At 71.0% G+C, this 25,243-nt stretch carries 23 protein-coding genes; 11 read left to right on the plus strand and 12 right to left on the minus strand.

Annotation, left to right across the window (positions count from 1 at the left end):
- Window positions 1–9 precede the first annotated feature (9 nt).
- The 8 genes from GXY85_10470 to GXY85_10505 all read right to left on the minus strand — a co-directional run bounded on the left by GXY85_10470 (window position 10) and on the right by GXY85_10505 (window position 8,275).
- Window positions 10–1,410 carry a V-type ATP synthase subunit B gene (locus GXY85_10470; GenBank protein ID NLW51243.1) on the minus strand — a complete coding sequence of 467 codons (1,401 nt, stop codon included), beginning with the start codon at window positions 1,408–1,410 and terminating at the stop codon, window positions 10–12.
- A gap of 5 nt (window positions 1,411–1,415) precedes the next feature.
- A complete protein-coding gene (locus tag GXY85_10475; GenBank protein ID NLW51244.1) occupies window positions 1,416–3,251 on the minus strand; it encodes a V-type ATP synthase subunit A in 1,836 nt (611 codons plus the stop codon).
- 80 nt (window positions 3,252–3,331) lie between these two features.
- The gene (locus GXY85_10480; GenBank protein NLW51245.1) at window positions 3,332–3,682 is read right to left on the minus strand and encodes a hypothetical protein; all 351 of its coding nucleotides are present in this window, start codon (window positions 3,680–3,682) and stop codon (window positions 3,332–3,334) included.
- A 15-nt stretch (window positions 3,683–3,697) separates the two neighbouring features.
- Entirely contained in the window at window positions 3,698–4,699 is a 1,002-nt protein-coding gene (locus GXY85_10485; protein ID NLW51246.1) for a V-type ATPase subunit, read from the minus strand.
- Window positions 4,700–4,723: 24 nt separating this feature from the next.
- Complete coding sequence (locus GXY85_10490; GenBank protein NLW51247.1) at window positions 4,724–5,323, minus strand: hypothetical protein; 600 nt, start codon at window positions 5,321–5,323, stop codon at window positions 4,724–4,726.
- A 21-nt stretch (window positions 5,324–5,344) separates the two neighbouring features.
- On the minus strand, window positions 5,345–5,827 hold the full coding sequence (locus tag GXY85_10495; GenBank protein ID NLW51248.1) for a permease: 483 nt from the start codon (window positions 5,825–5,827) through the stop codon (window positions 5,345–5,347).
- Between the two features lie 115 nt (window positions 5,828–5,942).
- On the minus strand, window positions 5,943–7,955 hold the full coding sequence (locus tag GXY85_10500; protein NLW51249.1) for a hypothetical protein: 2,013 nt from the start codon (window positions 7,953–7,955) through the stop codon (window positions 5,943–5,945).
- 2 nt (window positions 7,956–7,957) lie between these two features.
- Entirely contained in the window at window positions 7,958–8,275 is a 318-nt protein-coding gene (locus tag GXY85_10505) for a hypothetical protein (protein ID NLW51250.1), read from the minus strand.
- A gap of 226 nt (window positions 8,276–8,501) precedes the next feature.
- Between GXY85_10505 and GXY85_10510 the strand changes: the two genes are divergently transcribed.
- Entirely contained in the window at window positions 8,502–10,097 is a 1,596-nt protein-coding gene (locus tag GXY85_10510) for an LptF/LptG family permease (GenBank protein NLW51251.1), read from the plus strand.
- A gap of 57 nt (window positions 10,098–10,154) precedes the next feature.
- Window positions 10,155–11,846 (plus strand): apolipoprotein N-acyltransferase, encoded by a 1,692-nt coding sequence (lnt, locus tag GXY85_10515; GenBank protein ID NLW51252.1) that lies wholly within the window; start codon window positions 10,155–10,157, stop codon window positions 11,844–11,846.
- On the opposite strand, the gene GXY85_10520 is transcribed toward lnt, so the two are convergent.
- Window positions 11,812–12,459 carry a histidinol phosphate phosphatase domain-containing protein gene (locus GXY85_10520; protein NLW51253.1) on the minus strand — a complete coding sequence of 216 codons (648 nt, stop codon included), beginning with the start codon at window positions 12,457–12,459 and terminating at the stop codon, window positions 11,812–11,814. The two genes, lnt and GXY85_10520, sit on opposite strands and share 35 nt — an antisense overlap.
- 165 nt (window positions 12,460–12,624) lie before the next feature.
- On the opposite strand from GXY85_10520, the gene trpD reads away from it, so the two are divergent.
- Entirely contained in the window at window positions 12,625–13,644 is a 1,020-nt protein-coding gene (gene trpD, locus GXY85_10525; GenBank protein ID NLW51254.1) for an anthranilate phosphoribosyltransferase, read from the plus strand.
- Window positions 13,645–13,649: 5 nt separating this feature from the next.
- Here trpD and GXY85_10530 read toward each other — a convergent pair whose 3' ends face one another.
- Both GXY85_10530 and argH read right to left on the minus strand, forming a co-directional pair.
- A complete protein-coding gene (locus tag GXY85_10530; GenBank protein ID NLW51255.1) occupies window positions 13,650–14,492 on the minus strand; it encodes a tetratricopeptide repeat protein in 843 nt (280 codons plus the stop codon).
- A gap of 33 nt (window positions 14,493–14,525) precedes the next feature.
- Window positions 14,526–15,950: an argininosuccinate lyase gene (argH, locus tag GXY85_10535; protein NLW51256.1), complete on the minus strand. Its 1,425-nt coding sequence runs from the start codon at window positions 15,948–15,950 to the stop codon at window positions 14,526–14,528.
- A 264-nt stretch (window positions 15,951–16,214) separates the two neighbouring features.
- Between argH and nikR the strand changes: the two genes are divergently transcribed.
- The 6 genes from nikR to GXY85_10565 all read left to right on the plus strand — a co-directional run bounded on the left by nikR (window position 16,215) and on the right by GXY85_10565 (window position 22,605).
- Window positions 16,215–16,634 (plus strand): nickel-responsive transcriptional regulator NikR, encoded by a 420-nt coding sequence (gene nikR, locus GXY85_10540; GenBank protein ID NLW51257.1) that lies wholly within the window; start codon window positions 16,215–16,217, stop codon window positions 16,632–16,634.
- A 120-nt stretch (window positions 16,635–16,754) separates the two neighbouring features.
- Window positions 16,755–18,449 carry a methionine--tRNA ligase gene (metG, locus tag GXY85_10545; protein ID NLW51258.1) on the plus strand — a complete coding sequence of 565 codons (1,695 nt, stop codon included), beginning with the start codon at window positions 16,755–16,757 and terminating at the stop codon, window positions 18,447–18,449.
- Window positions 18,446–19,027: an RNA 2',3'-cyclic phosphodiesterase gene (thpR, locus tag GXY85_10550; GenBank protein ID NLW51259.1), complete on the plus strand. Its 582-nt coding sequence runs from the start codon at window positions 18,446–18,448 to the stop codon at window positions 19,025–19,027. Before metG ends, thpR begins: the two co-directional genes overlap by 4 nt.
- On the plus strand, window positions 19,024–20,037 hold the full coding sequence (locus GXY85_10555) for a hexose kinase (GenBank protein NLW51260.1): 1,014 nt from the start codon (window positions 19,024–19,026) through the stop codon (window positions 20,035–20,037). Before thpR ends, GXY85_10555 begins: the two co-directional genes overlap by 4 nt.
- A gap of 47 nt (window positions 20,038–20,084) precedes the next feature.
- Complete coding sequence (gene melA, locus GXY85_10560) at window positions 20,085–21,410, plus strand: alpha-galactosidase (protein ID NLW51261.1); 1,326 nt, start codon at window positions 20,085–20,087, stop codon at window positions 21,408–21,410.
- A gap of 28 nt (window positions 21,411–21,438) precedes the next feature.
- Window positions 21,439–22,605 carry an MFS transporter gene (locus GXY85_10565; protein ID NLW51262.1) on the plus strand — a complete coding sequence of 389 codons (1,167 nt, stop codon included), beginning with the start codon at window positions 21,439–21,441 and terminating at the stop codon, window positions 22,603–22,605.
- Window positions 22,606–22,621: 16 nt separating this feature from the next.
- On the opposite strand, the gene kdsB is transcribed toward GXY85_10565, so the two are convergent.
- Window positions 22,622–23,383 carry a 3-deoxy-manno-octulosonate cytidylyltransferase gene (gene kdsB / locus GXY85_10570; GenBank protein NLW51263.1) on the minus strand — a complete coding sequence of 254 codons (762 nt, stop codon included), beginning with the start codon at window positions 23,381–23,383 and terminating at the stop codon, window positions 22,622–22,624.
- Between the two features lie 373 nt (window positions 23,384–23,756).
- Here kdsB and GXY85_10575 point away from each other — a divergent pair, with 373 nt between their 5' ends.
- Window positions 23,757–24,629 carry a fumarate hydratase gene (locus GXY85_10575; GenBank protein NLW51264.1) on the plus strand — a complete coding sequence of 291 codons (873 nt, stop codon included), beginning with the start codon at window positions 23,757–23,759 and terminating at the stop codon, window positions 24,627–24,629.
- Between the two features lie 10 nt (window positions 24,630–24,639).
- Entirely contained in the window at window positions 24,640–25,227 is a 588-nt protein-coding gene (locus GXY85_10580; GenBank protein ID NLW51265.1) for a hypothetical protein, read from the plus strand.
- Window positions 25,228–25,243: the final 16 nt, after the last annotated feature.

Here is a 25,243-nt window from a genome sequence, read left to right on the forward strand (position 1 = left end):
TGCCGCGCGTCATTCGGTCCGCACGGCGTGGCTCGGCCGCGACTCGGTGTAGTGCTGGTCGATGAACTCGTCGTGGACGCGTTTCAGTTCGGCGCGCGGCAGCATGCTGAGCAGGTTCCAGCCGATCTCGAGGGTGCGCTCGATGCTGCGGTCTTCGTCCTCCCCCTGCTGGATGTACTGCTCCTCGAATGCCTCCGCGAAGCGCACGTAGCGCACGTCCATCGCACTGAGGGCCGATTCGCCGAGTACGACGGCCAGCTCCTGCGCGTTCTTGCCGCGCGCGTAGGCGCTGTAGAGCTGGTTCATGACGTCGGCGTGGTCGGCGCGGGTCTTGCCTTCGCCGATGCCCTTGTCCTTCAGGCGCGAGAGCGACGGCATCACGTCGATCGGGGGGTAGATGCCGGCGCCGTGGAGGGGCCGGTTCAGGATGATCTGGCCCTCGGTGATGTAGCCGGTCAGGTCCGGGATCGGGTGCGTCTTGTCGTCCTCGGGCATGGTGAGGATCGGCAACTGGGTGATGGACCCCCCCTTGCCGCGGATGCGGCCGGCCCGCTCGTAGATGGTGGCCAGGTCGGTGTAGAGGTAGCCCGGGTAGCCCCGCCGGCCCGGCACTTCGCGCCGCGCGGCGGAGACCTCGCGCAGGGCCTCGCAGTAGTTGGTCATGTCGATGAGGATGACCAGGATGTGCAGGTCATGCTCGAAGGCGAGGTACTCGGCGGCGGTCAGCGCCATGCGCACGACGCTGATGCGCTCGATGGTCGGGTCGTCGGCCAGGTTGACGAACAGGACGGCGCGTTCGATCGCGCCCGTGCGCTGGAAATCGCTGATGAAGTAGTTGGACTCCTCGAACGTGATGCCCATGGCGGCGAAGACGACGGCGAACTTCTGGCCGGACTTGCGCACCCTCGCCTGGCGGGCGATCTGCGCGGCCAGCCGTGCGTGCGGCAGACCGGATGCGGAGAAGATGGGCAGCTTCTGGCCGCGCACCAGCGTGTTGAGGCCGTCGATGGCCGACACGCCGGTCTGGATGAACTCGTTCGGGTAGTCGCGCGTGAAGGGGTTCAGCGGGCTGCCGTTGATGTTGAGCCGCTTCTCCGGGATGATCTCCGGCCCGCCGTCGATGGGCCGTCCGGCCCCGTCGAAGACGCGCCCGAGCATCTCCATCGAGACGCCCAGCTCCTGGCCGCGCCCGAGGAAACGGACGCGCGTCTGGTCCGTCTTGATGCCGGATGTGCCCTCGAAGACCTGGATGAGCGCCTTGTCTTCATTGATGTCCAGCACGCTGCCGCGGCGCGTCTGGCCGTCGGAGAGCCGGATCTCCACGAGTTCTCCGTACGTCACGCCCTCGACCTGCTCCGCCAGCAGCAGCGGGCCGACGAGTTCCTTGACCGTCAGGTATTCCTTGGACACGGCGTCTACTCCTCCTGGCCTTCCTCATCGTCGGACGGTTTGCCCGGTTCGCCCCCGGCCCCGGTCAGGGCGTTGATCTCCTTGTCGACCTGCGTCATCAGCGCGTCGAACCTGTCCAGCTCGTCCTCGGCGATGCGCTTGGCGCGCGCGATGCCTTCGATGACGGGCAGTTCCGTCAGGCTGTCCAGGTCCGCTCCGTCCTCCAGGGCGTTGCGTGCCCGCTCGTGATACCGCAGGATGAGCGCCAGCAGGCGGAACTGCTTCGGGAGACTGGTGTAGGTGTCGATGTCGTCGAAGGCGTTCTGGTGAAGGAAGTCCTCGCGGATCATGCGTGCCGCCTCCATCAGGAGGCGGTCCGCCATGGAGAGCGCGTCGATGCCGACCAGGCGCACCAGTTCCTCCAGCTCGGACTCGCGCTGGAGGATGCGCATGGCCTCCTTGCGGTTCGCTTCCCAACCGGGGGCGACGTGCTCGTTCGCCCATGCGTCGATGGCCTGCTGGTAGAGCGAGTAGCTGCGCAGCCACGAGATCGCCGGGAAGTGGCGCGCCGCGGCCAGGCTGGCTTCGAGGCTCCAGAAGACCTTGACGACGCGGAGCGTGGACTGCACGACGGGCTCCGAGAGGTCGCCGCCGGGGGGGGAGACGGCGCCGATGACGGTCAGGGTGCCCTGGCGGTCCGGCGCGCCCTGGCAGTCGACGAAGCCCACCCGCTCATAGAAGGCGGCGATCCGGCCGGCCAGGTACGCGGGGTAGCCCTCCTCGCCCGGCATCTCCTCGAGCCGTCCCGAGACCTCGCGCATCGCCTCGGCCCAGCGCGACGTCGAGTCGGCCATCAGGGCCACGTTGTAGCCCATGTCGCGGAAGTACTCCGCCATGGTGATGCCCGTGAACACCGAGGCCTCGCGGGCCGCCACGGGCATGTTGGACGTGTTGGCCACCAGGACGGTGCGCCGCATCAGCGGCTCGCCGCTGCGCGGGTCGTGCAGCTCGGGGAACTCCAGCAGGACGTCGGTCATCTCGTTGCCGCGTTCGCCGCAGCCGAGGTAGACGATGATGTCGGCGTTCGACCACTTGGCCAACTGGTGCTGCACCACCGTCTTGCCGCTGCCGAACGGGCCGGGGATGCAGGCCGTGCCGCCCATGGCCACCGGGTAGAGCATGTCCAGCACGCGCTGGCCCGTCACCAGGGGCACGACGGGCGGATGTTTGCGCGCCACCGGCCGGCCCGTGCGCACGGGCCAGACCTGCATCATCGTCACGGGCACCTCGCCGCCGTCGGACTCGAGCACGGCGACGGGGTCCGTGACGGTCGCCTCGCAGGCCTTGATGGAGCGGACACGCCCGCGCACGCCGGGCGGCACCATGACGCGATGCTCGACGACGGGCGTCTCCCGGACGGTGCCGATGATGTCGCCGGGGCCCACCTGGTCACCTTCCTTCACGGTCGGGACGAACGACCACCGCTTCTTGCGGTCGAGGGCGGGCGCGTCGGCGCCGCGCACGATGTAGTCGCCGTACTTCTCCGCCAGCACGCGCAGGGGCCGCTGCACGCCGTCGTAGATGCTCTCGATCAGGCCGGGGCCCAGTTCGACGCTCAGCGGGTTACCCATGGGGAAGACGGGCTCGCCGGGGCCGACCCCTTCGGTCTCTTCGTAGACCTGGATCGAGTAGGCATCGCCGCGGATCTCGATGACCTCGCCGAACAGCCGGGCCTCGCCGATGCGCACCAGTTCATACATCTTGGTGCCGGACAGGCCCTCGGCCACCACCAGCGGACCGGAGACCCGCATCACGCGGCCGGGCGCTCGCTCCTGCGATTCCTGCGCAGCTTGTTCTGCCATGGTTCCTTCTCGCAACGTTGCTCTAAGTGGGCGGGCGGCGGCGGGACTGTGGAAAACATGTCTCGGCCATCTCAGTGGTCTCACCCGCCCTGTGAAGCCGCCGGATCGTCACCCAGAAGGTTCACGCCGACCGACTGCTCCAGCACCCGCCGCATGTGCGACAGCGTGCTGCCCGTGCTTCCCCGGTGCGAGGGGACGACCAGCACGACCGCGCCCGTCGCACGGCGCACCTCGTCGACCACGTCCGGCCGGTCGCCGGCGACGGTCTCGCTCAGCAGCGTCAGCCCGACGGCCGCGTCGCCCATCGCCCGGCGCAGAGGGGCTTCCAGGTCCTCGCCGGCCTCCAGCGGCACAAACTCCATGCCGGCCTCCCGGAGGTACAGCATCTCATCCCGGGGACCGATCGCCACGACCCTCTTTGTCACCGCCATCGGCGTTCCCGTTCGTCAGACGTAGCCGGGGCGCAGCCGCTCCAGGAGCAGCTCGGGCGCCACGCCGGCCCAGCGCCCCCCGAGCACCAGTTTCAGGTTGAACACTTCCGTGTGCATGCCGATCGCATAGGCGAACACGCGCTCCGGCCCGAAGGCCACCGAGCGGGCGCCGCGCAGGTACTCGGCGAGGCCCTCCTCGGCCTGCCGCACGAACCCGCGCACGCGCGTGGCGCCGTCCAGGTCGCGCAGGCGGGAGGGCGCCACGCCCGCCACGGCACCGCCCAGCAGGTCCGGCCAGTCGGCCAGGTCCGCCCGCGTCAGGGCACCGGCCAGGCCGGCGTCCGGCAGCTCGGCCGCCACGGCCTGCTGCACGTCCGGCTTGTGTTCCAGCAGGCGTGCCCGCCAGAGCGACTCGACCCCGAGGATCGCGCGGCTCCGCCGCCAGTAGCCCGTGATGAAGTCGTTCCCGCGCCGTTCGGCTTCGCGTGCGAGCGCATCCAGGCACTCGGCGTCGATGACGGCGTCCAGGAGTTCGGGCCGGTCGGCGGCGGTCGGCAGGACGGCGCGGACGCGCTGTACGCCCCGGCGCACGTACTCCGGCACATCGGCGGGCAGGTCGTCCCACACGCGGGTCCAGAGGTCGTCGGCCTCCGGGGCCTTGCGTCCGGAGGCCCCTCGGTCGGGCTCGGCCCTCCGGTCTGCGACGAAGCGGCGGAGTCCGTCGAACGCGTGCTGCACGTCGACGTGGAACGTGGCGAGGTCCGACGGGCTCACGGCGCGCAGCTCGGCGGCGCAGTCGGCCAGCGTCTCTGCGGCGATCCGGTCGAGGTGCCGCACGGCGGCCGCATCCGGGACGCGGTCCTCGAGCGCCGTTCCGCTCAGCCGTTGCAGGAGGGCGCCCGGTTCCGGTTCGGCCACCAGTTGCCGGAAGGCGTCGTGCGTGAGCAACCGGCCCTCGCGGGCGGCCACCAGGCCGCTCACGTAGGTCCACGCCGCCGGGGATTCACGCCGCGCCATGTCCATGCTCCTGCCGGGGGTGTCTCAGACGGTCACCTGTTGCGGGAACAGCAGCTCGGCCACCTCGGGCGCGAGCGTCTCGCGCAGTCGCCGCAGGCGGGACTCGATCGAGAGGTCGATCTCGAAGCGGCCGGCACGGAACAGCACGCCGCCGCTCAGGGGGCCGTCGTGCCGCTCCAGGCGCAGCCGGGCGTCTGCGGCACGGTGCTCGTTCATGCGTTCCACCAGGGGGGCCAGGCGCTCGGCGTCGCGCTCATTGCACAGAACCCGGCCGCCCACGTCCGCCGGCAGGGATTCCATCCACCGGCCGACCACGGCGCAGTAGTCGTCGTCCGGCAGCGCGGCCAGGCGTTCGGCCGCCCGGTCGAACAGGGAGTTGAGCATCTCGTTGCGCTGCTTGAGCAGGGCCAGGTTGTGCTCGGCCCGGCGGGCGACGATCTCCCGGTCGGCCCGCTGCCGCAGTTCATGCTCCGCCCGGCTGCGGCGGCGTTCGAACTCCATCGTCAGCGCCTCGCGGGCGGCCTCCAGCCGCTGGCGCTTGTGTTCCTCCGCCGTGGCGAGGATGCGCTCGGCCTCGGCGCGCGCCTCGGCCAGGATGGTCTCGCGTATGTGGTCCAGCGACATCGGTGCGCCCTTCCTCGGCTCTCAGCCGGCCGTCAGGGGGTTTGTCACGGTCAGCCCGTCTGCGGTCAGCCAGAGCGTCATCAGGATGGCGGCCAGCAGCGCCACGACGGCGTAGGTCTCCACCAGCGCGGGCATGATGATGGCGCGGCCGCCCTGTTCGGGCCGGCGGGCCACCAGGTTCATGCACGCGGCCGACGTCTCGCCCTGGTAGACGGCGCTGCGCCACAGGACCGACCCGAGCGCGATGCCCACGAACAGCAGGGCGACGCCGACGATGGGCGCCACGGTCACGCCGCCGGCCAGCAGGTTCACGCGCAGGGCGATGATGATGGCGCCGATGAACCCGTAGAAGCCCTGCGTGCCCGGCAGCGCCATCAGGACGAGCATCTGGCCGAACAGCTCCGGCTTCTCCGAGAGCACGCCCGCCGACTGGCCGGCGGCCAGCCGGATGCCGCGCGCCGAGCCCACGCACCCGCCGAGCACGGCCAGCATGGCTCCGGCCATGGCCCAGCCGAGCCCCGTCTGCACGAAGTACTGATTCAGCAGAACGTCCAGCGTCTGCAGAACGTTCAACGCCTCGCCCAAATTCGGTTCCATACTCGTCTCTCCTCTGGCCGGATCAGTCGCCCTCGCCGGGCACCACGAGCACCTTGCCGGTGCTCAACGACAGCGGACGGAACGGCACCCCGTCGGCGCTGTAGAACCTGCTGAAGAACTCCAGGAAGATCAGGCGCGCCGAATGCACGAACGCGCCCAGGATGCACACGGCGAAGTTGAACGTGTGGCCCAGCACCAGCACGCCCACGAACAGTGCCGTGCCCACCACGGGCGTGCCGCGCACCAGGTCCGCCATGATGTTGATCGACATGCCGATGATGCCGGTCGTCAGGCCCAGGGCCAGCAGGCGGGCATACGAGAGCATGTCGCCGATGAACGTCACGTAGCCGTAGCCGCCCAGGATGCCGTAGAGGCTGACGAGGCCCGTGATCGCCTTCGCAACCAGCGTCTCCTCCCTGCGCCCCTGCGTCAGCACCAGCCCGACGCAGCACAGGCCGAACACGATGGCCGCCGCCCGGAACACCGGGGCGGGCACCGCGAAGAAGAGCTTCGAGACCACCACAAGGAACGCCGGCAGGGCCACAACCCACAGGCCCGCGTCGAACAGCGCCCCCGCCACGTCTCCCCGCCGAAGCAGGCCGTAGCCCTTCAGCACGATCCCGTAGAGCTGCGTCAGCACCCCCAGCCCGAGCGTCACGATCAGCATCAGGATGGCGCGTTCCAGCGGGTCCACCAGGGCGAACGTCTCCTTGATGCGGAGCAGCCGGTTGTCCTCGCCCAGGTACTGCGGCTGCCACAGGTCGCCCGCCCACGTGCCCGTCAACGCGCCGACCGCCATCGTGGCCAGCCCGCCGTACAGGAACAGCACGCACAGGTCGTAGTGGCCTTCGTAGCGGCGGGCCTTCCATGCCAGGAACCCCGCCACGACACACAGCATCGCGCCGTAGACCACGTCGCCGAAGCAGAAGCCGAAGAACAGCAGGAAGCTGAAGGACAGGTACGGCGTGGGATCGAACGAGAAGTAGTCCGGCAGTCCGAACATCTTCACCAGGAACCGCATCGGCCGCACGACCGGGTTCAGGCTCAACTCCACCGGCACCCGGTCTTCCGGCGCCGGATCCTCCAGCAGGACGGCAGCCCGGGGGAAGCGCTTCGCCAGGGCCGCGCGCAGCGCCTCGGCGTTCCGTGCGCGCACGAAGCCCGTCAGGATGACGATGCGCGCGGTCGCAGCGGCGCCGTTGAGCGCCTCCACGCGCGCGAGCTGCGCCTCCCAGTGGGCGCGCAGCAGGGCCAGTGGGCGACGCCCCGCGGCCAGTCCGGCGATCCGCGCCGCCTGCTCGTCCGCCCGGGCACGCAGGTCCCTCACCTCGGCGTGCAGGCCCTCGATCCGCTCCGCCTCGGGCTCATCCAGGTCCGGCAGGGGCCGCACGACGGCCTCGAACCGCCTCAACACGGCCGCGGCCTCGTCGGCTTCGGCCGGGTGGGCGACCACGCACACGTTCACGGTGCCGCGGGCGCGCGACACCTCCTGGAACGCCAGATGCTCAACGGCCCACTCGTCCGACTCCAGTCCGTCCCAGTGCGCCTCGGTCAGCCGCACCACCCGGACCCACACGCGGTTCAGGGCCTTCAGGTCGGCCAGTCCGAAGGGGAGTTGCGAGAAGAACGTGAGCATCTCGATCTCGGCTTCTCGCGCCTCGATCTGCCGCTGGAGGCGGCGGCAGGCCTCGGCCGCGCGTCGACTCTCGGAGGACACGGAGGCCAGATCGACGGTGCGCGTCGCCTCCCGTACCTCGGCCTCCGTTGCGCGGAGCGGCGTGTTGACCAGCCCGGCGAGGAACCCCTCGCGGGCCGGGGCGAATTCGTCGAAGATGCTCTCGATCTGCTCGATCTGCTTCAGGTGGGCGCGGGCGTCCTCGGCGGACTCGCGCAGGCGGTCCTGCGCGTCGGCCGGCAGGCGCTCGGCGAGGTCCTCCACGTGCACCATTCCCAGGGTTTGCAGGAACCCCGGCAGGTCCTCGGCCACGTCTCTGGGCGCCAGAAATGTGGCGCGCTGCATCCGGCTGATCGCCACGGTCAGTCCTTGCGAAGGTGCGTCAGGATCAGTTCGGCCGCCTGTCCGGCGGCCTCCGAGGAGGCTGCCGACCGCAGGGAGCCCGCGATGCCGGCGGCCTGTTCGTCCAGTGCGGTCCGCTCGCGAGCCACCCGTTCCTCTTCGTCCCTGCGGACGGCCGCCACGCCGCGCTCGAACTCCTCCTCGAACTGCCTGCGGAGCGCGTCGGCCTCCCCAGAGATCGACTGCTCCGTGTCCCGCGCGGATGCCCGCGCCTCCTCAACGATCGCGTCCGCCTCGGCTTCCAGCGACTGTACCTTGCGGATAATGCTATCGACCATGGCGATGTCGTCGTGATTCGAGGAGAAGGGGGGCCGGCAGCCGATGCACCATCGGCAATGGAATGCGCCCTCTCTCCACTGTAGCGGATGCCCGGCGGGAGTTCAAATCACCGCCGCCCCGACACGGAGTTGCCCGAATCCTCCGGGGTCGATTACAATGGGGCGCGTTCATGGCCCCCGGGCGTCCGTTCTGCGCCCTGTGCCCACGCGTCTCCGATGGAGCAGTATGAAGCGGCTTCAACGATACGTCCTGGTCAACGTCTTCAAGGCCTTCGTCCCGGCGTTCACCGCGCTGGTGCTGCTGATGGCCGTGGGCGTCTGCCTGCAGTTGCTGAACGAGGGGCTGGACGTGGTGCGCGTGGCGTCGCTCGTGCGCCTGGTCCTGGCCTACTCGGTGCCGATGGTGCTGCCGTCGGCGTTCCTGACCGCCGTGATCCTGACGTTCGGGCGGCTGGCGGGCGACAACGAACTGACGGCCGTGCGGGCCGCCGGCATCCCCATGTTCCGCGCTGTGCACCCGGTGCTGTGGGCGGCGTGCGGCCTGGCGGTCCTGGCCGCCTACTTCCAGTTCGAGACGGTGCCCAGGTCGCAGGGGGCCCTTCGGGCACTCAAGTACAAGGCATTCAAGCAGATACTGCTGGACAAGGCGGCGCTGAGCTGGTCGCGGCAGTTCTCCTTCCCGCCCGTTCACATCATGTACGACGACTTCCGCGACGGCGTCATGCACAACGTCGTGGTCCTGCACGCGGGGCCCCGCCGGGTCGAGCAGATCACCACCGCCCGCACTGCCACCATCGAGGACGACGCCGTGCGGCCGGAGCGGATCGTCTTCCGGATGAACGACTGCGTTATCACCGACTTCGAGTCGCAGAAGGGCGGCATGCCCCGAAGCGCGCAGGCGACGCCGATCCTCTACTGGGTCAAGGCGGTGACCAGCTCGGAGGACGTGCTCTCCCGGCGGCGCTACTTCCCGCTGATGGAGCTGATCTCCGACATGCGGCTCCTGAAGGCCGCGGTCGCCGGGCACCCGGCCCGACGGGATGCCGACATCGAGTCGGCCCGCAAGGACCGGCGCAGGAAGCTGCGGCTTCTCCAGGGCGAGACGGCGGACCACCATACCGTCGTGGAGTCGAAGCGCAAGGACTACGACAAGGCCACACTCCGCGCCCACGAGCACAGGAAGACCGAGGAGCTTGCCGAAGCGGCCATCCTGGACGCGGGCCGCGTGCTGGACGAACTCCAGGTTCAGATGAACGACTGCCGGCGGGAGCTGGAGGCGGCGCCGGACGTGGAGCGGATGATGCAGCTTCAGCAACGGCAGGCCGACATCGTGCACAGGATCACGGCCGCCAGGGAGAGCATCGGAGACGCCGAGGCCCGGCGCGACCAGGCGCGGCGCGATCAGGCCCAGAGCGCGCGGACCGTCGGGCAGTTGGAGCGGGAGATCGCCATCCTGAACGAGCGCAGCCGGCAGTTGATGGCCGGCCAGGCGGAGATCCGCCGGCAACTGCGGATTGTCGAGGACCAGGACAACCTGCGGGACGTGGAGATCCGCATCCACAAGCGGCTCTCGCAGGCCGTGTCCGTCCTTACCTTCGCGCTGCTGGGCATCCCCCTGGGGGTGACGGGCGGCCGGCGGAACGTCATGGTAGCCTTCGGGCTCAGTTTCGCGATCGTGCTGCTCGTTTTCTACCCGCTGCTGATCCTCGGGGAGGTGGCCGCCGAGGCGGGCAAGCTGCCGATCGTCCCCGCCATCTGGGGCGGCAACGTCCTGACGCTGGGCATCGGTCTGGTTCTGAGTCTCAAGACGCTGAGCCGCTGACCCGCGCGCGGGCGCCGCCCGGGTGTCCGCCGGCCCGACCCAAGGGAGATGGTCACTGTGGAGGATCCGCGAAGCGGTAACGGCCGCCGGCCCGAGCGGGGCCCGTCGGCCCGGCTGCGGGCCGTCTGGCCGCACCTGACGGCCTCGGCGGTCTCCGGCCTGCTGCTCTACCTGTCCTTCCCCCCCTTCGATCTCGGTCCGGCGGCGTTCGTGGCGCTCGTGCCCCTGCTGGTGGCCGTCGGCCGGGCGCCCGGGTATGTCACGGCCGCCGTCTGCGGGTGGCTGGCGCTCCTGGTCGCCGGCCTGGGGGGATTCGCCTGGCTGGCCTCCGTGGCGGTGCCGGGCTGGCTGGGGCTGGCCCTGTACGTGAGCCTGTACGGCGCCCTGGCGGCCCTGTCGATCCGGTGGATGCGGGAGCATCTGCCGGCGGCCTGGCCGGCGACGGCGGCCTGCGCCTGGGTGGCGCTGGAACTGGTGCGGGCCGAACTCGGCCCCGGCTTCCCCTGGCTGTTCATCGGCTACACGCAGTACCGGGCGACGTGGCTGGTGCAGACGGCGGCGCTTGGAGGGGTCTATGCGGTGGGGTTCGTCGTGTTCCTGACGAACGCCGCCCTGGCGGCCGTTGCGGAGCGCATGTCCGCCCTGCGGCGGGCCGAAGGCCTGGGCCCGGGCGCATGCCGGGCGGCCATCCTCGGCGTGGCCGTGCTGGGTCTCGCCTGCGTCGGCGGTGCGGTCGCGTGCCGTCGCGTGGAGATGCGGCAGGGGCCGAGGGTGGGCGTCGTGCAGCAGAACATCCCCCGCCTGATGTCCGAGATCTTCGACCCGGACAAGACGGCGGCCGACTACTACCGCGAGCGCCGGGACGAGGTGCAGTTGTGTGCGCAACTGACGGCGCGCATGCGCGAGCGCGGCCTGGACCTGGCCGTCTGGCCGGAGAGCACCGCGCCCGTTCCGCTGGACCTGCCGCCGGCCGCCTTCGCCATCCCGGAGGAACGCCGGCTCCACGGGCAGACGATGGGCTATCTGCGCGAACTGGGCGAGGACATGGGCTGCCACTTCCTGATCGGGGCGCCCTCCTACGTCTCCCGCGAGGCCGCCCGGTCGTTGCTCTACGGCGTGAGCGCCACGCCGCAGTTCGCCAACTCGGCGGTCTTCCTCTCCCCGGGCGGGCAGGTGCTGGACCGGTACGACAAGATGCGGCTCGTCCCGTTCGGCGAGTACGTGCCCGGCCGCGCCCTCCTGCCGTTCCTGGCGGCGCTCACGCCCATCCCCCGCGAGATCACGCCGGGCCGCCAGGAGGTGATCTTCACGCTGCCGGACGGGGCGGGGACGCGGTTCGGCGCGCTGGTCTGCTACGAGGACGTCTTCCCCGATCTCTGCATCGAGTTCCGCCGGCGCGGGGCGCAGTTCCTCGTCAACCTGACCGACGAGGGCTGGTACCTGATCGCCGGCGAACTCCGCCAGCACCTGGCCATGGCCGTGTTCCGGGCCGTCGAGACGCGCACGACCGTCGTGCGGTGCGCGAACACCGGCATCTCCTGCTTCATCGACCCGAGGGGCGAGGTCTACGCCGCCCTGAAGCCGTGGACGCAGGGGACGCTGAGCGCGCCCGTGCGGCTGTCCGACCGGGTGACGCCGTACGTGCGGTTCGGGGACGCCTTCGCCGTCGCCTGTCTCATGCTGACGATCGCGGCTCCCGGTCTGCGGCTCGCCCTCAGGCGGGAGGGAAGAACTCCGCATTGTCGGTGAACACGCGGGCGGCCTCCTCGGCGGAGAGCCCGGCCCCGCACAGGATGCGCTCGGCCTGGGCGCGGTCGGGGTAGTCGCCGGGCTCGTGTCCGTCCGAACCGAAGCTCAGCAGTGCGCCGTGCCGGAGCGCCAGGCGGGCGACGTGCCCGTTGGTCAGCCCGTGCCCCTTGCGGCCGCTGATCTCCAGGCGGACGCCGGCCTCGGCGGCCAGGGCCGCGTCGCCGGGCGCGATCAGCCCCGGGTGGGCCAGCACGTCGCAGCCGGCCTCGATGGCGGCGCGGTTCGTGCCGGGCGCCACCGGCTCCACGATGGTCTCTCCGTGGACGAGCACGACCTCCGCCCCGGCCTCGCGGGCGGCCTCCACCATCGCGCCGATCAGAACGGGCGGCACGTGGGTGATCTCGCAGCCGGGCAGGATCTGCATCTCGCCGTATGCGCCGGCCACCTTCTCGCAGAACCGCGCCAGGCTCACCACCACGTACTCCAGGTTGGCCTGGTCGCAGTGGTCGCTGATGACCAGGCCGCGATAGCCGAGCGCCTGGCAGCGCCGGGCCAGTTCGGCCGGGACGAGCCCCCCGTCACTGAAGATGCTGTGCGTGTGCAGGTCGATCATGCGGACCTCGTGTCTGGTGTGCGCGGCCGGGTCGTCCGGCCCGGGCGCATTTATAGCAGACGCGCGGCCGGCGCGCCACGGCCGGCGGGCGGCGTGTGCGTTGTTGACCGGCAGGCATGTGCGGCCTACAATACGGCGGTTTCCCGATCCAGCCGCGGAGGCACCATGCTCCAATCCTGTCTTGCCAGGCTTGTGGAGGGCACGGACCTGTCCGTGACGGAGGCGCGCGAGGCCATGGGCGCCATCATGTCCGGGCAGGCCACGGAAGCGCAGATCGCCGGGTTCCTGGTCGCCCTGCGGATGAAGGGCGAGACGGTGGACGAGATCACCGGATGCGCGCTGGCCATGCGGAGCGCGGCGACGCCCATCGATGCCGGCGGCCTGGACGTGGTGGACACCTGCGGCACGGGCGGCACGCGCAAGGGCACGCTGAACGTCTCGACCGCCGCTGCGCTCGTCTCGGCCGGCGCGGGGGTGCCCGTGGCCAAGCACGGCAACCGAGGGGCCAGCGCCAGTTGGGGCAGCGCGGACGTGCTGGAGGCCCTCGGCGTGGACATCGACGCGGAGCCGGCCGTCGTGGAGCGCTGCATCCGGGAGGCCGGCATCGGCTTCCTGTTCGCGCCGGCCCTGCACAAGGCGATGCGGTTCGCGATCGGGCCGCGCCGGCAGCTTGCCGTGCGCACCGTGTTCAACATCCTGGGCCCGCTGACCAATCCGTCCGGGGCGCGGCGGCAGTTGCTGGGCGTCTTCGCCGAGGAACTCGTCGAACCGATGGCGCGCGTCCTGATGAACCTGGGGGCCGTCCGGGCCATGGTGGTGCACAGCCGGGACGGCATGGATGAGATCAGCCTGTGTGCGGAGACCGTGGTGGCCGATGTCTGCGACGGGGCCGTCACCATGGGCTCCCTGCGGCCGGAGGACCTGGGGCTGGCGCGTGCGCGGCGCGGCGACCTGGTTGTGGGCGGCGTGCGCGAGAGCGTCCGCGCCATCCGCGGCGTGCTGGACGGGCGGCCGGGCCCGCACCGCGACATGGTGCTTCTGAACGCCGGGGCCGCGATCTGTGTGGGTGGTCGGGCCGAGAGCGTGGCCGACGGCATGCGGGCGGCCGCCGAGTCCGTGGAGTCCGGGGCCGCGCGCGAGGCGCTGCGGAAGCTCATCGAGGTCTCGCACCAGGCGGCGTCCTGACGCGCTCAGGGGGCCGCGTCCGGTGCCGGCGTCGGCCGGATGGCGGCCTGCAGTTCCTTCGCCTCGGAGAAGTCGCGGTAGACGGCCAGGGCAACCGCCAGGGCCTTGTCCGCCTGGTCGACCTTGCCCATCTGCGCGTAGGCGCGGGCCATCGCGTAGAGGGCCGGGAAGTGCTGCGCATCGGCCAGCAACGCCTTGTGGCAGGCCGCCAGGGCGTCGTCCGGCTGTGCCTTGGCCAGGTAGGCCTCGGCCAGGAGGCGATAGAGGTCCGGGGGCGCCGTGCCGCCGAGACGCTCCACCTTCCGGAACACCTGGAGGGCGGTATCGACCTGGCCCGCTTCCAGTGCGGTCAGCCCCTGCCGCAGGTAGCCGTCCCGGACGGAACTGCCGGACGTGCGCCAGATGCCGATCAGGGCGTCGCGGCATCCTGCGGAGACAACGGGGTCGGGGTCGTTCAGGCCCTTGTCCGGGGCCTGGTGGCCCAGGAGCGCCCGGCGCAGGTCCGAGCGCATGTCGGGCCCAAGCTGCGCCAGCATGTCGCGGCCGGCGGGGCCGTTGATCAGGCCGGCCATCTCCACGGCGGCGGCGCGGCGTTCGGCTTCCGCGCCGTGGAGCAGGCGGCGGATACGCCCCTGCATCAGGATGGCCAGGTCGTCGGCCGTGGCCGCCGTGGGGGGCTCGATCTCGACCACGCCGTCCTTCTCGACGATCCGGATGCCGTCAAGGACCGGTTCGCCGGCCTGGTCGCGCGCCGCGTCGCCGCTCCACAGGAGGTGGACCGCCACGAGGGCCAGAAAGACGAGCCCGATCACGATGAGCGTCCGGCTCGGTATCGCTCGCTCTGCCATGGCGACGTCCGCTCACAAAAGACGATATGGCCATTATGGCCCGTTTTGGTGGCCGCTTTCAAGGCGGGTCTGTGACGCCGGATCGTCCGCCAGGCGTTCCCCCCATTCGGCCAGTTGTCGTTCCACCTCTGCCGGCGACGAGGAACCGTGCGACCGGTAGTTGGCCACGCAGTTCTCGATGCCCAGCACGTCGTAGACGTCCTCGTCGATCGCGGGGCAGAACCCGCGCAACTGGTCCAGGCTGAGCTTGCTCAAGGGGGTCTCGTCGGATGCGGCCTGATGGACGGCGCGTCCGACGGCGGCGTGGGCCTCGCGGAAGGGCACGCCGCGGCGGACCAGGTACTCGGCCAGCGACGTGGCGTCCAGGTAGCCGGTCCGGCAGGCGTTCCGCATGTTGTCGCGCTTGAAGGCGGCGTTGCGCACCAGGTCGGCCGCGAGCTGCAGCGACCGGTCGACGGTGTCGAACGCGTCGAAGAGCGCGGCCTTGTCCTCCTGCATGTCCCGGTTGTAGGCCAGGGGCAGGCCCTTCAGCATGGTCAGCAGGGCCAGGAGGTCGCCGTAGACGCGGCCGCATCTGCCGCGCATGAGTTCGAGCACGTCGGGGTTCTTCTTCTGCGGCATGATGCTCGAGCCGGTGCAGTATGCCTCGTCCAGGTCCACGAAGTTCAGCCCCGCCGACGCCCAGAGCACCCAGTCTTCGGCCATGCGGGACAGGTGCATGGCGATCATGCTGAGGTCGAACGCGAACTCGATCACGAAGTCCCGGTCGCTGACCGCGTCGATGCTGTTGGAGAAGCAGCGGTCGAACTGCAGCGCTTCGGCCGTGCTCTGCGGGTCGGTGGGCAGCGAGGTGCCGGCCAGGGCGCAGGCGCCCAGGGGGCTGACGTTCAGCCGTGCGCCGCAGTCGGCCAGCCGCGAGTCGTCCCGGGCGAACATCTCCACGTAGGCCAGCAGCACGTGGGCCAGGAGCACGGGCTGGGCGTGCTGCAGGTGCGTGAGGCCCGGCATGACGGCGTCGGAGTACTCCCGGGCCTTTGCCACGAGTGCGCGCTGGCACTCGCGCAGCCGGGCCCGGCATCCTTCGGCCGCCTCGCGGCACCAGAGCCGCATGTCGCAGGCCACCTGGTCGTTGCGGCTGCGGGCCGTGTGCAGCCTGCGCCCGGGGTCGCCGACGCGTTCGATCAGTGCGGCCTCGATGTTCATGTGCACGTCTTCCAGCGGCACGCGGAACTCGAAGGAGCCCGCGTCGATCTCCTGCTCGATCCGGGCGAGTCCCTCGCAGACGGCCGTCAGGTCCTCGAGGGTGATCAGACCGCACTTCTGAAGCATCTGCGCGTGCGCAACGCCCGCGCGGATGTCCTGCCGGTAGAGGCGATGGTCGATCGAGACCGATTCGGTGAACTGCTCGACGGCCTCGTCGGTGTCCTTGACGAACCGGCCGCTCCAGGGCTTCTTCATCGCGCGTGTTCCTTCGAGTTCGGTGCGGCGAGGGGCCGCCCTCGGCCCGGGTACCAATACTGTATAGGAGTGCCGGGGGGGATTCAATCCCGGGGGGAGGAGGGCGAGCCGGCCGGCCACCGATTCTACGCCGACCAGTCCTGGCCCCTGATCCGGGAGACGATGCCCTGAGCGGCCCGGCGGTGCTTGCCCGACGGGCGGGTCGTGTTATGATGGAACCCTCGGGTGTTACGCGTGTCGCCACGTCAGAAGGGAGGTGCGACCATGACGGACACCGTACGGTTCGGCGTCTCGCTCGGCCTGGGGCTGCTCGACGAGTTTGACCAGTTGATCCGGAAGCAGGGGTATCCCAACCGCTCCGAAGCCGTGCGCGACCTGATCCGCAGGCGCCTGCTCGAAGAGGCATGGCAGGCGCCCGAGCACCGCACGTTCGCCGTGCTGACGCTCATCTACGACCACCACACCATGGGCGTCTCGGAGCGGCTCATGGAGCTCCAGCACGAATCGCACACGCAGGTGATCGGGTCGTTTCACGTGCACGTCGACAAGGAAACGTGCCTGGAGGCGGTCGTGCTCAAGGGCAGGGGCAGGGACCTGCGGGCGCTGGCCGACCGGATGATCGCGCTCAAGGGCGTGCAGTACGGGCACCTGAACATGGCCGAGAGCGTCGGCCACGCCCACTGAGCCGATCCGGGCGGCGTCCGGCGCCGGTTGCGGCCGTGCGGCCGGCTCTGATATAGTGCGTGCGTGCGCGCGGCGCGCCCGTGCCGCGCATTCCTCGGGCTTCTCACGGTTACGGCATCCATGGACAAGAGGCGATTCACGGTTACGGCGGCGCTCCCTTATGCCAACGGGCTGCTGCACGTCGGCCACATCGCCGGCTGCTACCTGCCGGCAGACATCTTCGTGCGCTACCTGCGCGCCCGCGGCGACCAGGTGGCCTTCATCTGCGGCTCCGACGACTACGGCGTGCCCACCGCGCTGAGCGCGCGCAAGGAGGGCAAGACGCCCCGCGAGGTGGCCGAGCACTACCGGGCCGAACAGAAGCGCGACTTCGACGGCCTGGGCGTGTCCTTCGACATCTACAGCGGCACCAGCGCCACCGACATCCACCGCGAGATCAGCCAGGGCTTCTTCCGCAAGCTGCTCGAGGCCGGCTACCTGGAGAAGCGCTCCACCGAGCAGCTCTACGACCCCGAGGCGGGCATGTTCCTGCCCGACCGCTACGTGGAGGGCACCTGCCACCACTGCGGCGCCGGCGGGGCCCGCGGCGACCAGTGCGAGACCTGCGGCAAGACGATCGACCCCTCGCTGCTCATCGGCCCGGTGAGCGTCGTCACGGGCGCCACGCCCGAGGTGCGCCGGACCGTCCACTGGTTCTTCCGCCTGCCCGAGTTCGAGGACCGCCTGCGCGACTGGCTGGAGGGGCATCCGGAGTGGCGCCCGATGGTCCGCAACTTCACCCTGGGGCTGCTCGGCGCCGGGCTGCCCGTGCGCCCGATCACGCGCGACCTGGAATGGGGCGTGCCCGTGCCGCTGCCGGACGACCCCGACGCCGACGGGAAGGTGCTCTACGTCTGGTTCGACGCGCCGATTGGTTACGTTTCCTTTACCGAGCAGTGGTGCCGGGAGCGCGGTGAGGAGCCGGGCGCTTACCAACGCTGGTGGAAGGACCCCGACTGCCGGATCGTCCACTTCATCGGCGAGGACAACGTCGTCTTCCACGCCCTCATCTGGCCCGCCATGCTCATGGGCGAGGCCACCTACCAGCTCCCGCACAACGTGCCCGCGAACTGCTTCCTGAACATCCGGTTCCCGGGCCAGGACGAGGCGAAGATCTCCAAGAGCCGCGGCACCGCCGTCTGGATCCGCGACTACCTGCAGGACTACGCGCCCGACCCGCTGCGCTACTACCTGACGATGATCGCGCCCGAGCAGCAGCGCACGGCCTTCCAGTTCGACGACCTGATCCGGCGCAACAACGAGGAGCTGATGGCCGCGCTCGGCAACTTCGTGCACCGCAACATGACGTTCGTGCACCGCTACTTCGGCGGCAAGGTGCCCGCGCGCGGCGAGCTGACCGACCAGGACCGCGCGCAGCTCGACGCGGTGGCCGCCCTGCCCGACCGCGTGGCCGCGCTGCTGGAGGAGTACCGGTTCAAGGACGCCCTGGGCGAGGTGATGGCGGCCGCACGCGACGGCAACAAGTATTTCGACCACCGTCAGCCATGGGCGCTGCGCAAGTCCGATCCGGCCGCCTGCGCGACGGTCATCAACGTCTGCCTGAACACGGTCAAGACCCTGGCGGTTGTGATGGAGCCCTTCCTGCCGTTCGCGGCGGCCCGCACGGCCGCGATGCTGTCGGCCGGGTCCGAGGAACTGACCTGGCAGGCGGCCGCTCAGCCGCTGCCCGAGGGGCGCCCGCTGGGCGAGCCGGTCATCCTGTTCGAGAAGCTGGAACCGCCCGCAGAGAAGGACGCAGGGGGCCGGGACGCGTGAGGACGTTCGTGGCCATCGAGCTGGACGAGGCGTGCCGGACCGCCCTGGCGCGCGCCGTCGACCGCCTCAAGCCCCTGGCGGGCCGTGCGGTGCGCTGGGTGCGGCCGGACGCGATGCATCTGACCGTGAAGTTCATCGGCGAGCTGCGCCCGACGGACCTGCCGGTCGCGATCGAGTGCATGCAGCCGCCGGCCGGGCGGGTGCCCCCGTTCTCGATCGAGGTCGGCGGCCTGGCGGCGTTTCCCCCGCGCGGAGCGCCGCGCGTCGTGCACGTCGGCGTGCATGAGCCGACGGGCGCGCTGGCTGCCCTCCACGGCGAACTCGAGGAGGCCCTGCGCGAGGCCCTGGGCGTCCGCCGGGAGGGGCGGCGCTTTCACGCCCACGTCACCCTGGGCCGCGTGAAGGACGTGCGCGGGTGCCCGCCCGTCGAAGCGATGGCGGCCGAGCAGCCCGAGGCCCGTTTCGGCATTGTGGAAGTGGATTCCTTCCTCCTGATGCACAGCGAACTGCGTCCGGACGGCCCCGTCCACACGCCCCTGCACCGGTTCGCCCTCGGCGGGGCGGAGGGCGGGCGATGATCGTCACCGTCACGCTCAACACCACCGTGGACCGCATCCTGGAGGTGCCCGATTTCCGCGTCGGTGTGCACGCGCGTGCGCGGGTCAGGCACCTTCAGCCGTCCGGAAAGGGCATCAACGTGGCGCGCGGCCTGGCCCGCCTGGGCGTGCACGCACGGGCGGCGGGCTTCGTCGGCCGCGACCAGGCCCAGACGTACGCCGACAGCCTGGGCGCGGACGGGGTGGACTGCGCGCTGTGCACCGTCGGCGGGCGCACGCGCATGAACACGACCATCCTGGACCCGGTCGCTGGCACGACCACGCACCTGCGCGAGCCGGGCTTCGAGGTGGGGCCGGACGACCTGGCGCGCCTGCGGAGTGCCCTCTGCGAGGTGCTGGCGGGGCTGGACCGGCCGACGGCGAGCTTCTCCGGGAGCGTGCCGCCGGGCATGACGCCCGACGACTATGCCGGCCTTCTCGTGGCGTGCCGCCAGGCGGGCGCGCGGCTGATCGTGGACGCCGGCGGCCCGGCGCTGGCCGCGGCGGTTGCCACGGATGTCGTGGACACGCTGAAGCCGAACCTGCTGGAGCTGGGCGAGTGCCTGGGCCGGCCGGTCGGCCCCGACGAGGCGCCGGCCGCCGCAGCCGAGCTGCTCGGGCGCGTGCGCACGGTGCTCGTCACCCTGGGCGCCGACGGCGCCTGGCTGGTGCGCGCCGGGCAGACGATCGGCGGCATCTGCCGTCTGCGCGACGACGAGGTGCGCAACGTCGTCGGCTGCGGCGACGCGTTCCTGGTCGGCTGGCTGAAGGGCGAGAGCCTGGGCGCCGACCCCGCCGAGTCGCTGCGCTGGGCGGTCGCAGCCGGCGCCGCCTGCGCCATGACCGAGGAGACCGTCGGCTACACGTCGGCCGACGTCGAAGCGCTGCGGCCGCGCTGCGAGCCCTGCCCCCCGGCGGGTAGCCCCGGGCGCCCGCCGCCCCGCGGCCGGGGACGCCGGCCATGCACTTGCAGCGGGCGGCCGATGGTGTAGGATGCGCGCTCGCGTCTTGCAGGCGGAATCCCAAGGGAGTTGGCTCGATGGCGAAGATCGCGTTTATCGGCGCAGGGAGCTTCGGCTTCACGCGCGGGCTGGTGCGGGACATCCTGACGTTCCCGCTGCTGAAGGACGCCACGCTGTCCCTGATGGACGTGAACACGGAGCGGCTGGACTTCGCCCGGCGGGCCGTCCAGGCGATCGCGGACAAGGGGCAGTACCCCGCCAGGATCGAGGCGACGATGGACCGCCGCGAGGCGCTCCAGGGCGCCGACGCCGTCGTCTGTACGATACTGGCCGGCGGCGTGAACGTCTGGCGGCACGACATCGAGATCCCCAAGAAGTACGGCGTCGACACGAACATCGGCGACACGCGCAGCGTCTCCGGCATCTTCCGCGCGCTGCGCACGATCCCGGAGATGCTGGCCATCTGCCGCGACATGGAGGAGTTGTGCCCCGACGCACTGCTGCTCAACTACACCAATCCCATGGCGATGCTCTGCCGGGCGATGCAGCGGGAGAGCACCATCCAGGCCACCGGCCTGTGCCACAGCGTGCAGGGGACGGCCGGCATGCTGGCCCGCTGGATCAGGACGCCAATGGACCGCATCGACTACGTCTGCGCCGGCATCAACCACCAGGCATGGTACGTGCGGTTTGAGAAGGACGGCAAGGACGCCTACCCGCTGATCCGCCGGGCGCTGAGGAAGCCGGAGATCTACAACGAGGAGCAGGTGCGCAACGAGATGTTCCTCGCCCTCGGCTACTACGTGACCGAGTCGAGCGGGCACAACTCGGAGTACAACTGGTGGTTCCGCAAGCGCCCCGACCTGATCGAGAAGTACTGCACCCACGGCACGGGCTGGAACCCGGGGGAGTACGCGTACATTCTGAACGAGTACGCATCGCGCCAGAAGACGTGGAAGAAGCAGGTCCGCGAGTGGTTCCGGAAGGGCGCCCCGATCTCGCTGGAGCGCGGGCACGAGTATGCGGCCGCGATCATCAACGCGCGCGTGGGCGGCGAGCCGTTCGAGTTCAACGGCAACGTGCCCAACACGGGCATCATCCCCAATCTGCCCGAGGGCGCGTGCGTCGAGGTGCCCGTCGTGGCCAACAGGCGGGGCATCAACGCCTTCCACGTCGGCCCGCTGCCGCCGCAGTGCGCGGCGCTGAACAACATCAGCATCGCCGTCGAGGAGATGGCCGTCGAGGCGGCCCTCACGGGCGACCCGACGCTGCTCTACCAGGCCATCTGCTACGATCCGCTGACGGCCGCCGTCCTCTCCCTGGCCGAGATCAAGGACATGACGCGCGAGATGCTCAAGAGGAACCGCCGCTATCTGCCGCAGTTCAAGACCATCCGCATCTGAAGGGCGGGCGGCGTCCCGGAACGGAGCCATGATCCGGTTTTCGGCTCAGTACTTCCTCCTGTTCGCCCTGATGGCGGCCTTCAGCCCCTATCTGCAGGTGTTCCTGCAGTCCCTCGGGTTCTCCGAGCGCGAGGTGGGGCATCTGCAGGGCCTTCTGGGGCTGGCCGGCATCTGCGGCCCGATGCTGCTGGGCCGCCTGGCCGACCGCGTGGGGCACCACAAGTGGATACTGGCGGCGGGCCTGGCCGCCTACGCCGCCCTCCTGGTGCCCCTGGCCGGGCCCCCCGGCTTCGCGACGGCGGCCGTGCTGGCGGCGGCGATCGGCTTCGTGCTCCGGCCGGCGATCCCTCTGACGGACGTCCTGGCGGCCGAGGCGCTGCCGGACCCCGTGCACCAGTACGGCCGGGTGCGGGCGTGGGGGAGCGGCAGCTTCGTGCTGTCGCTGCTGGCGTTCCGCGCGTTCCGACTGGTGGACGAGGGTTCGCCCGCCTCGATGATGCGCATGATGGTGCTGACGGCCGGGCTGTGCATCGTCAGTTCGTTCATGCTGCCGGACTCGCGCCCGTCGCGGGTGGCCGATGCGAAGGCAGATCCCGCGAAGGCGCCCGCACGGTTCGTCCCCGCCTTCTGGCTGTTCCTGCTGGCGGCCGGCGCGCAGCGCTTCGGCATGGCCGCCTACTACTCGTTCTTCACGCTCTATCTGCGCGAGACGTTCGCCATGAAGCAGGCGGCGTGGGTCTGGGCGCTCGGTGCGCTGGTGGAGACCCCCGTGATGTTCTTTGCGGGCCGCGCCATCCGGCGGTTCGGGCTCCAGAGGATGCTGATCGCCTCGATGCTCGGGGCCTCGCTTCGGATGGCGATCTACGCGTTCGTCCCGGTTCTGCCGGTCGTGCTGGCCTCGCAGGCGCTGCATGCGCTGACGTTCGGCTTCTTCCACGGGGCCTCCATCGAGTTCCTGCGGCGGGCGGTGCCCGCCGAGCGGCGGGGGCTGGCCATGGCGCTCTACATGTCGCTGACGCTGGGCGTCACGGCCTGGCTGGGCAGCAGCCTCGGGGGGGAGATCATCGAGCGCTGGGGGTATCCGGCGCTGTTCGGCTCCTACGCCCTCGTGCCGCTGGCGGGCGTGGCGCTGATGCTGGCCGCCCGGCGGTCGTTCGCCCGGGCCTGCGCCGAGCCCGCGCCGACCGGCGCGTGAGCCTCCCTTGCGGTCCTCAGGCGCTGCCGGCAGTGTGGCGGGCCAGCCAGGCCTGCAGGTCCTCCGGCGTGTCGATGCCGATGCAGGCGTGGGGCGTGACGCCCACCTTGATGCGGTAGCCGGCGCTGAGGGCGCGCAGTTGCTCCAGGCGTTCGGCCAGTTCCAGGGGGGCGAGCGGCAGCGAGGCGTAACGGAAGAGGAAGTCGCGCCGGTAGCTGTAGATGCCCAGGTGGTGGAGCGCGTTCAGCGGGCCGTTGGCCGCCCACCCGCCGGCGTCGCGCGTGTAGGGGATGGGGCTGCGGCTGAAGTAGAGGGCGCCGCCGCGGGCGTCGGTCACCACCTTGACCACGTTGGGGTCGCGCCACTCCCGCTCGGAGGCGATGGGGTGGGCCAGCGTGCCCATGACGGCGTCGCCGTCGTCGGCCAGCAGGCGTACGACCTGCTCGACCTGCTCGGGGCGGATCTCGGGCTCGTCGCCCTGCACGTTGACGATGATCGCCGCGTCCACGCCGACGGCGGCCTCGGCGATGCGGTCGGTGCCGCTCTGGTGGTCGGGCGACGTCATCCGCGCCTCGCCGCCGAAGTCCTGCACCGCGCGCGCGATGCGGGCGTCGTCGGTGGCCACGATCACGCGGCTCACGGACGGCGCGGCAGCCGCCCGCTCGTAGACGTGCTGGATGATGTACTTGCCCGTGGTCTGACGGGCGGCCTCCAGGATGGGCTTGCCCGGCAGGCGCGTCGAGGCGTAGCGGGCGGGGATGATGGCGACGGCTTTCACGGCGCGGGCGCTCCCGGAGAGAGGTGGCGGCATTCTACCGGTATGCGGCCGGCACGGACAACCGGCGGCTGTGGGGGCGGCGCGCGGGGCCAGACACGGACACACGGACACACGGACAGACACGGACGAACACGGACGGACACGGACACACGGACGTCGTGGGTGGCACGGCGGCCCGCCCCGGCGGGCAAGCCTCCGGCCGCGGGGCAGCAGCCGCCCACGTGCGTCTCATCCCCCCTTGCGCGGACTCCTACGCTCACTGTACGGTCCGGCAGGGGGTCTGTCCATTGTCGACGCGCCTTGAACCGGCCGCGCGGCCCGCGTACATTCTGACCGGGAAGGACCGATTCCTGTCAACGGGAGAGAGGGCGCGATGGCGGAGCCGGCCATCATCAGGGCGGAGGCCGTTGCCGAGGCGACGGCGGGACTCTACCGCCGCATCAACACGCACCTGCGTGCGGACGTGCGTGCGGCGCTTGAGCGGGCGATGGAGCGCGAGACGGCCCCGGTGGCGCGCGACATCCTGGCGGCCCTGCTGGAGAACGAGCGGATCAGCCGGACCGAGGGCGTGCCGCTGTGCCAGGACACGGGGCTGGCCGTCGCCTTTGTGCGCATCGGCAACCGCGTGGTCATCGAGGGCGGCACGGTGCAGGCCGCCATCGACGCGGGCATCCGGCGCGCGGCCGCCGAGCACCCCCTGCGCGCCTCGACGGTGAGGACGCCGCTGGGCCGCGCCAACTCCGGGGACAACGCGCCCGCCATCGTGCACATGGAGCAGTGCGAGGGGCCGCACCTGACCATCGATCTGCTGGCCAAAGGGGGCGGGGCCGAGAACATGAGCCGCACGTTCATGCTGGCGCCTGCGGCCGGCCGGGAGGGCGTGCTGGACGCCGTGGTCGAGACCGTGCGGCAGGCGGGCGCCAACCCGTGCCCGCCCATCATCGTCGGCGTGGGGCTGGGCGGCAACTTCGAGCGGGCGGCTCTGCTGGCCAAGCGTGCGCTGCTGCGCGACCTGGACGGCCCTCAGCCGGACGCGGAACTGGCCGAACTGGAACGCGAGGCCCTGGAGCGCGTCAACCGCCTCGGGATCGGTCCGCAGGGGCTGGGCGGCCGCACGACGGCCCTGGCCGTCCTGTTTGAGCAGGCGCCGTGCCACATCGCCAGCCTGCCGCTGGCCGTGAACCTGGAATGCCACTCCCACCGGCACGGCTCCGTGACGATCCGGGGCACGCGGCCGGGGGAGTAGGAGGGAGAGGATGGGCCGGAAGATGGCGGGAGCACTGGCGGCTGCGGGCCTGCTTCTGATCCTCGGCGCCGTTCTGCTGCTGGGGGTCCTTGCGGTGCGCCGCGGTCTCAGGTCGCCGGCCGTTGAGAGGCGGGCGGCCCCGGCTCCGTCGCTGTCCGGCGTGGTCGAGTATGTCTACGACGGCGACACGATCGAGGTCTCGGGTGTCGGGAAGGTGCGCGTGCTCGGCATCGACACTCCGGACGGGCACAACGAGGAGAAGACGGCCGCGCAGGCGAGCCGCTACGGGCTGACGCCGCCACAGGTGAGGCGCTGGGCGGAGGAGGCGACGGGGCAGGCGATCGCGCGCCTGAAGGGCAGGCGGGTGGTGCTGGAGATCGGCGGCGACCGGCGCGACGACTACGGGCGCACGCTGGCCTACGTGCACGTGGGCGAGGGGGAGCGCGCGGAGGACTTCGGCCTGTTCATGCTCGAGCACGGGTTCGCCGCCGCCTACCGCAGCGGGATGCACAGGCGTCGGGCCGCCTATCTGGCGGCGGAAGAGACGGCGCGCGCCGCCGGGGCAGGCATGTGGCGGGACGCCCGCCCGGGGTCCTGAGCGGCCGCGGGCGGGC

The organism is Candidatus Brocadiaceae bacterium (assembly GCA_012728835.1).
In the GTDB taxonomy this organism is placed as follows: Bacteria; Planctomycetota; Brocadiia; order SM23-32; family SM23-32; genus JAAYEJ01.

Bases quoted from the DNA above. Each gene is read 5' to 3' on its own strand.
- GXY85_10475 (NLW51244.1), bottom strand. From the start codon at position 3,251: ATGGCAGAACAAGCTGCGCAGGAATCGCAGGAGCGAGCGCCCGGCCGC.
- GXY85_10480 (NLW51245.1), bottom strand. From the start codon at position 3,682: ATGGCGGTGACAAAGAGGGTCGTGGCGATCGGTCCCCGGGATGAGATG.
- GXY85_10485 (NLW51246.1), bottom strand. From the start codon at position 4,699: ATGGCGCGGCGTGAATCCCCGGCGGCGTGGACCTACGTGAGCGGCCTG.
- GXY85_10490 (NLW51247.1), bottom strand. From the start codon at position 5,323: ATGTCGCTGGACCACATACGCGAGACCATCCTGGCCGAGGCGCGCGCC.
- GXY85_10495 (NLW51248.1), bottom strand. From the start codon at position 5,827: ATGGCCGGAGCCATGCTGGCCGTGCTCGGCGGGTGCGTGGGCTCGGCG.
- GXY85_10505 (NLW51250.1), bottom strand. From the start codon at position 8,275: ATGGTCGATAGCATTATCCGCAAGGTACAGTCGCTGGAAGCCGAGGCG.
- GXY85_10510 (NLW51251.1), top strand. From the start codon at position 8,502: ATGAAGCGGCTTCAACGATACGTCCTGGTCAACGTCTTCAAGGCCTTC.
- GXY85_10520 (NLW51253.1), bottom strand. From the start codon at position 12,459: ATGATCGACCTGCACACGCACAGCATCTTCAGTGACGGGGGGCTCGTC.
- trpD (NLW51254.1), top strand. From the start codon at position 12,625: ATGCTCCAATCCTGTCTTGCCAGGCTTGTGGAGGGCACGGACCTGTCC.
- GXY85_10530 (NLW51255.1), bottom strand. From the start codon at position 14,492: ATGGCAGAGCGAGCGATACCGAGCCGGACGCTCATCGTGATCGGGCTC.
- argH (NLW51256.1), bottom strand. From the start codon at position 15,950: ATGAAGAAGCCCTGGAGCGGCCGGTTCGTCAAGGACACCGACGAGGCC.
- nikR (NLW51257.1), top strand. From the start codon at position 16,215: ATGACGGACACCGTACGGTTCGGCGTCTCGCTCGGCCTGGGGCTGCTC.
- metG (NLW51258.1), top strand. From the start codon at position 16,755: ATGGACAAGAGGCGATTCACGGTTACGGCGGCGCTCCCTTATGCCAAC.
- GXY85_10555 (NLW51260.1), top strand. From the start codon at position 19,024: ATGATCGTCACCGTCACGCTCAACACCACCGTGGACCGCATCCTGGAG.
- melA (NLW51261.1), top strand. From the start codon at position 20,085: ATGGCGAAGATCGCGTTTATCGGCGCAGGGAGCTTCGGCTTCACGCGC.
- GXY85_10565 (NLW51262.1), top strand. From the start codon at position 21,439: ATGATCCGGTTTTCGGCTCAGTACTTCCTCCTGTTCGCCCTGATGGCG.
- GXY85_10575 (NLW51264.1), top strand. From the start codon at position 23,757: ATGGCGGAGCCGGCCATCATCAGGGCGGAGGCCGTTGCCGAGGCGACG.
- GXY85_10580 (NLW51265.1), top strand. From the start codon at position 24,640: ATGGGCCGGAAGATGGCGGGAGCACTGGCGGCTGCGGGCCTGCTTCTG.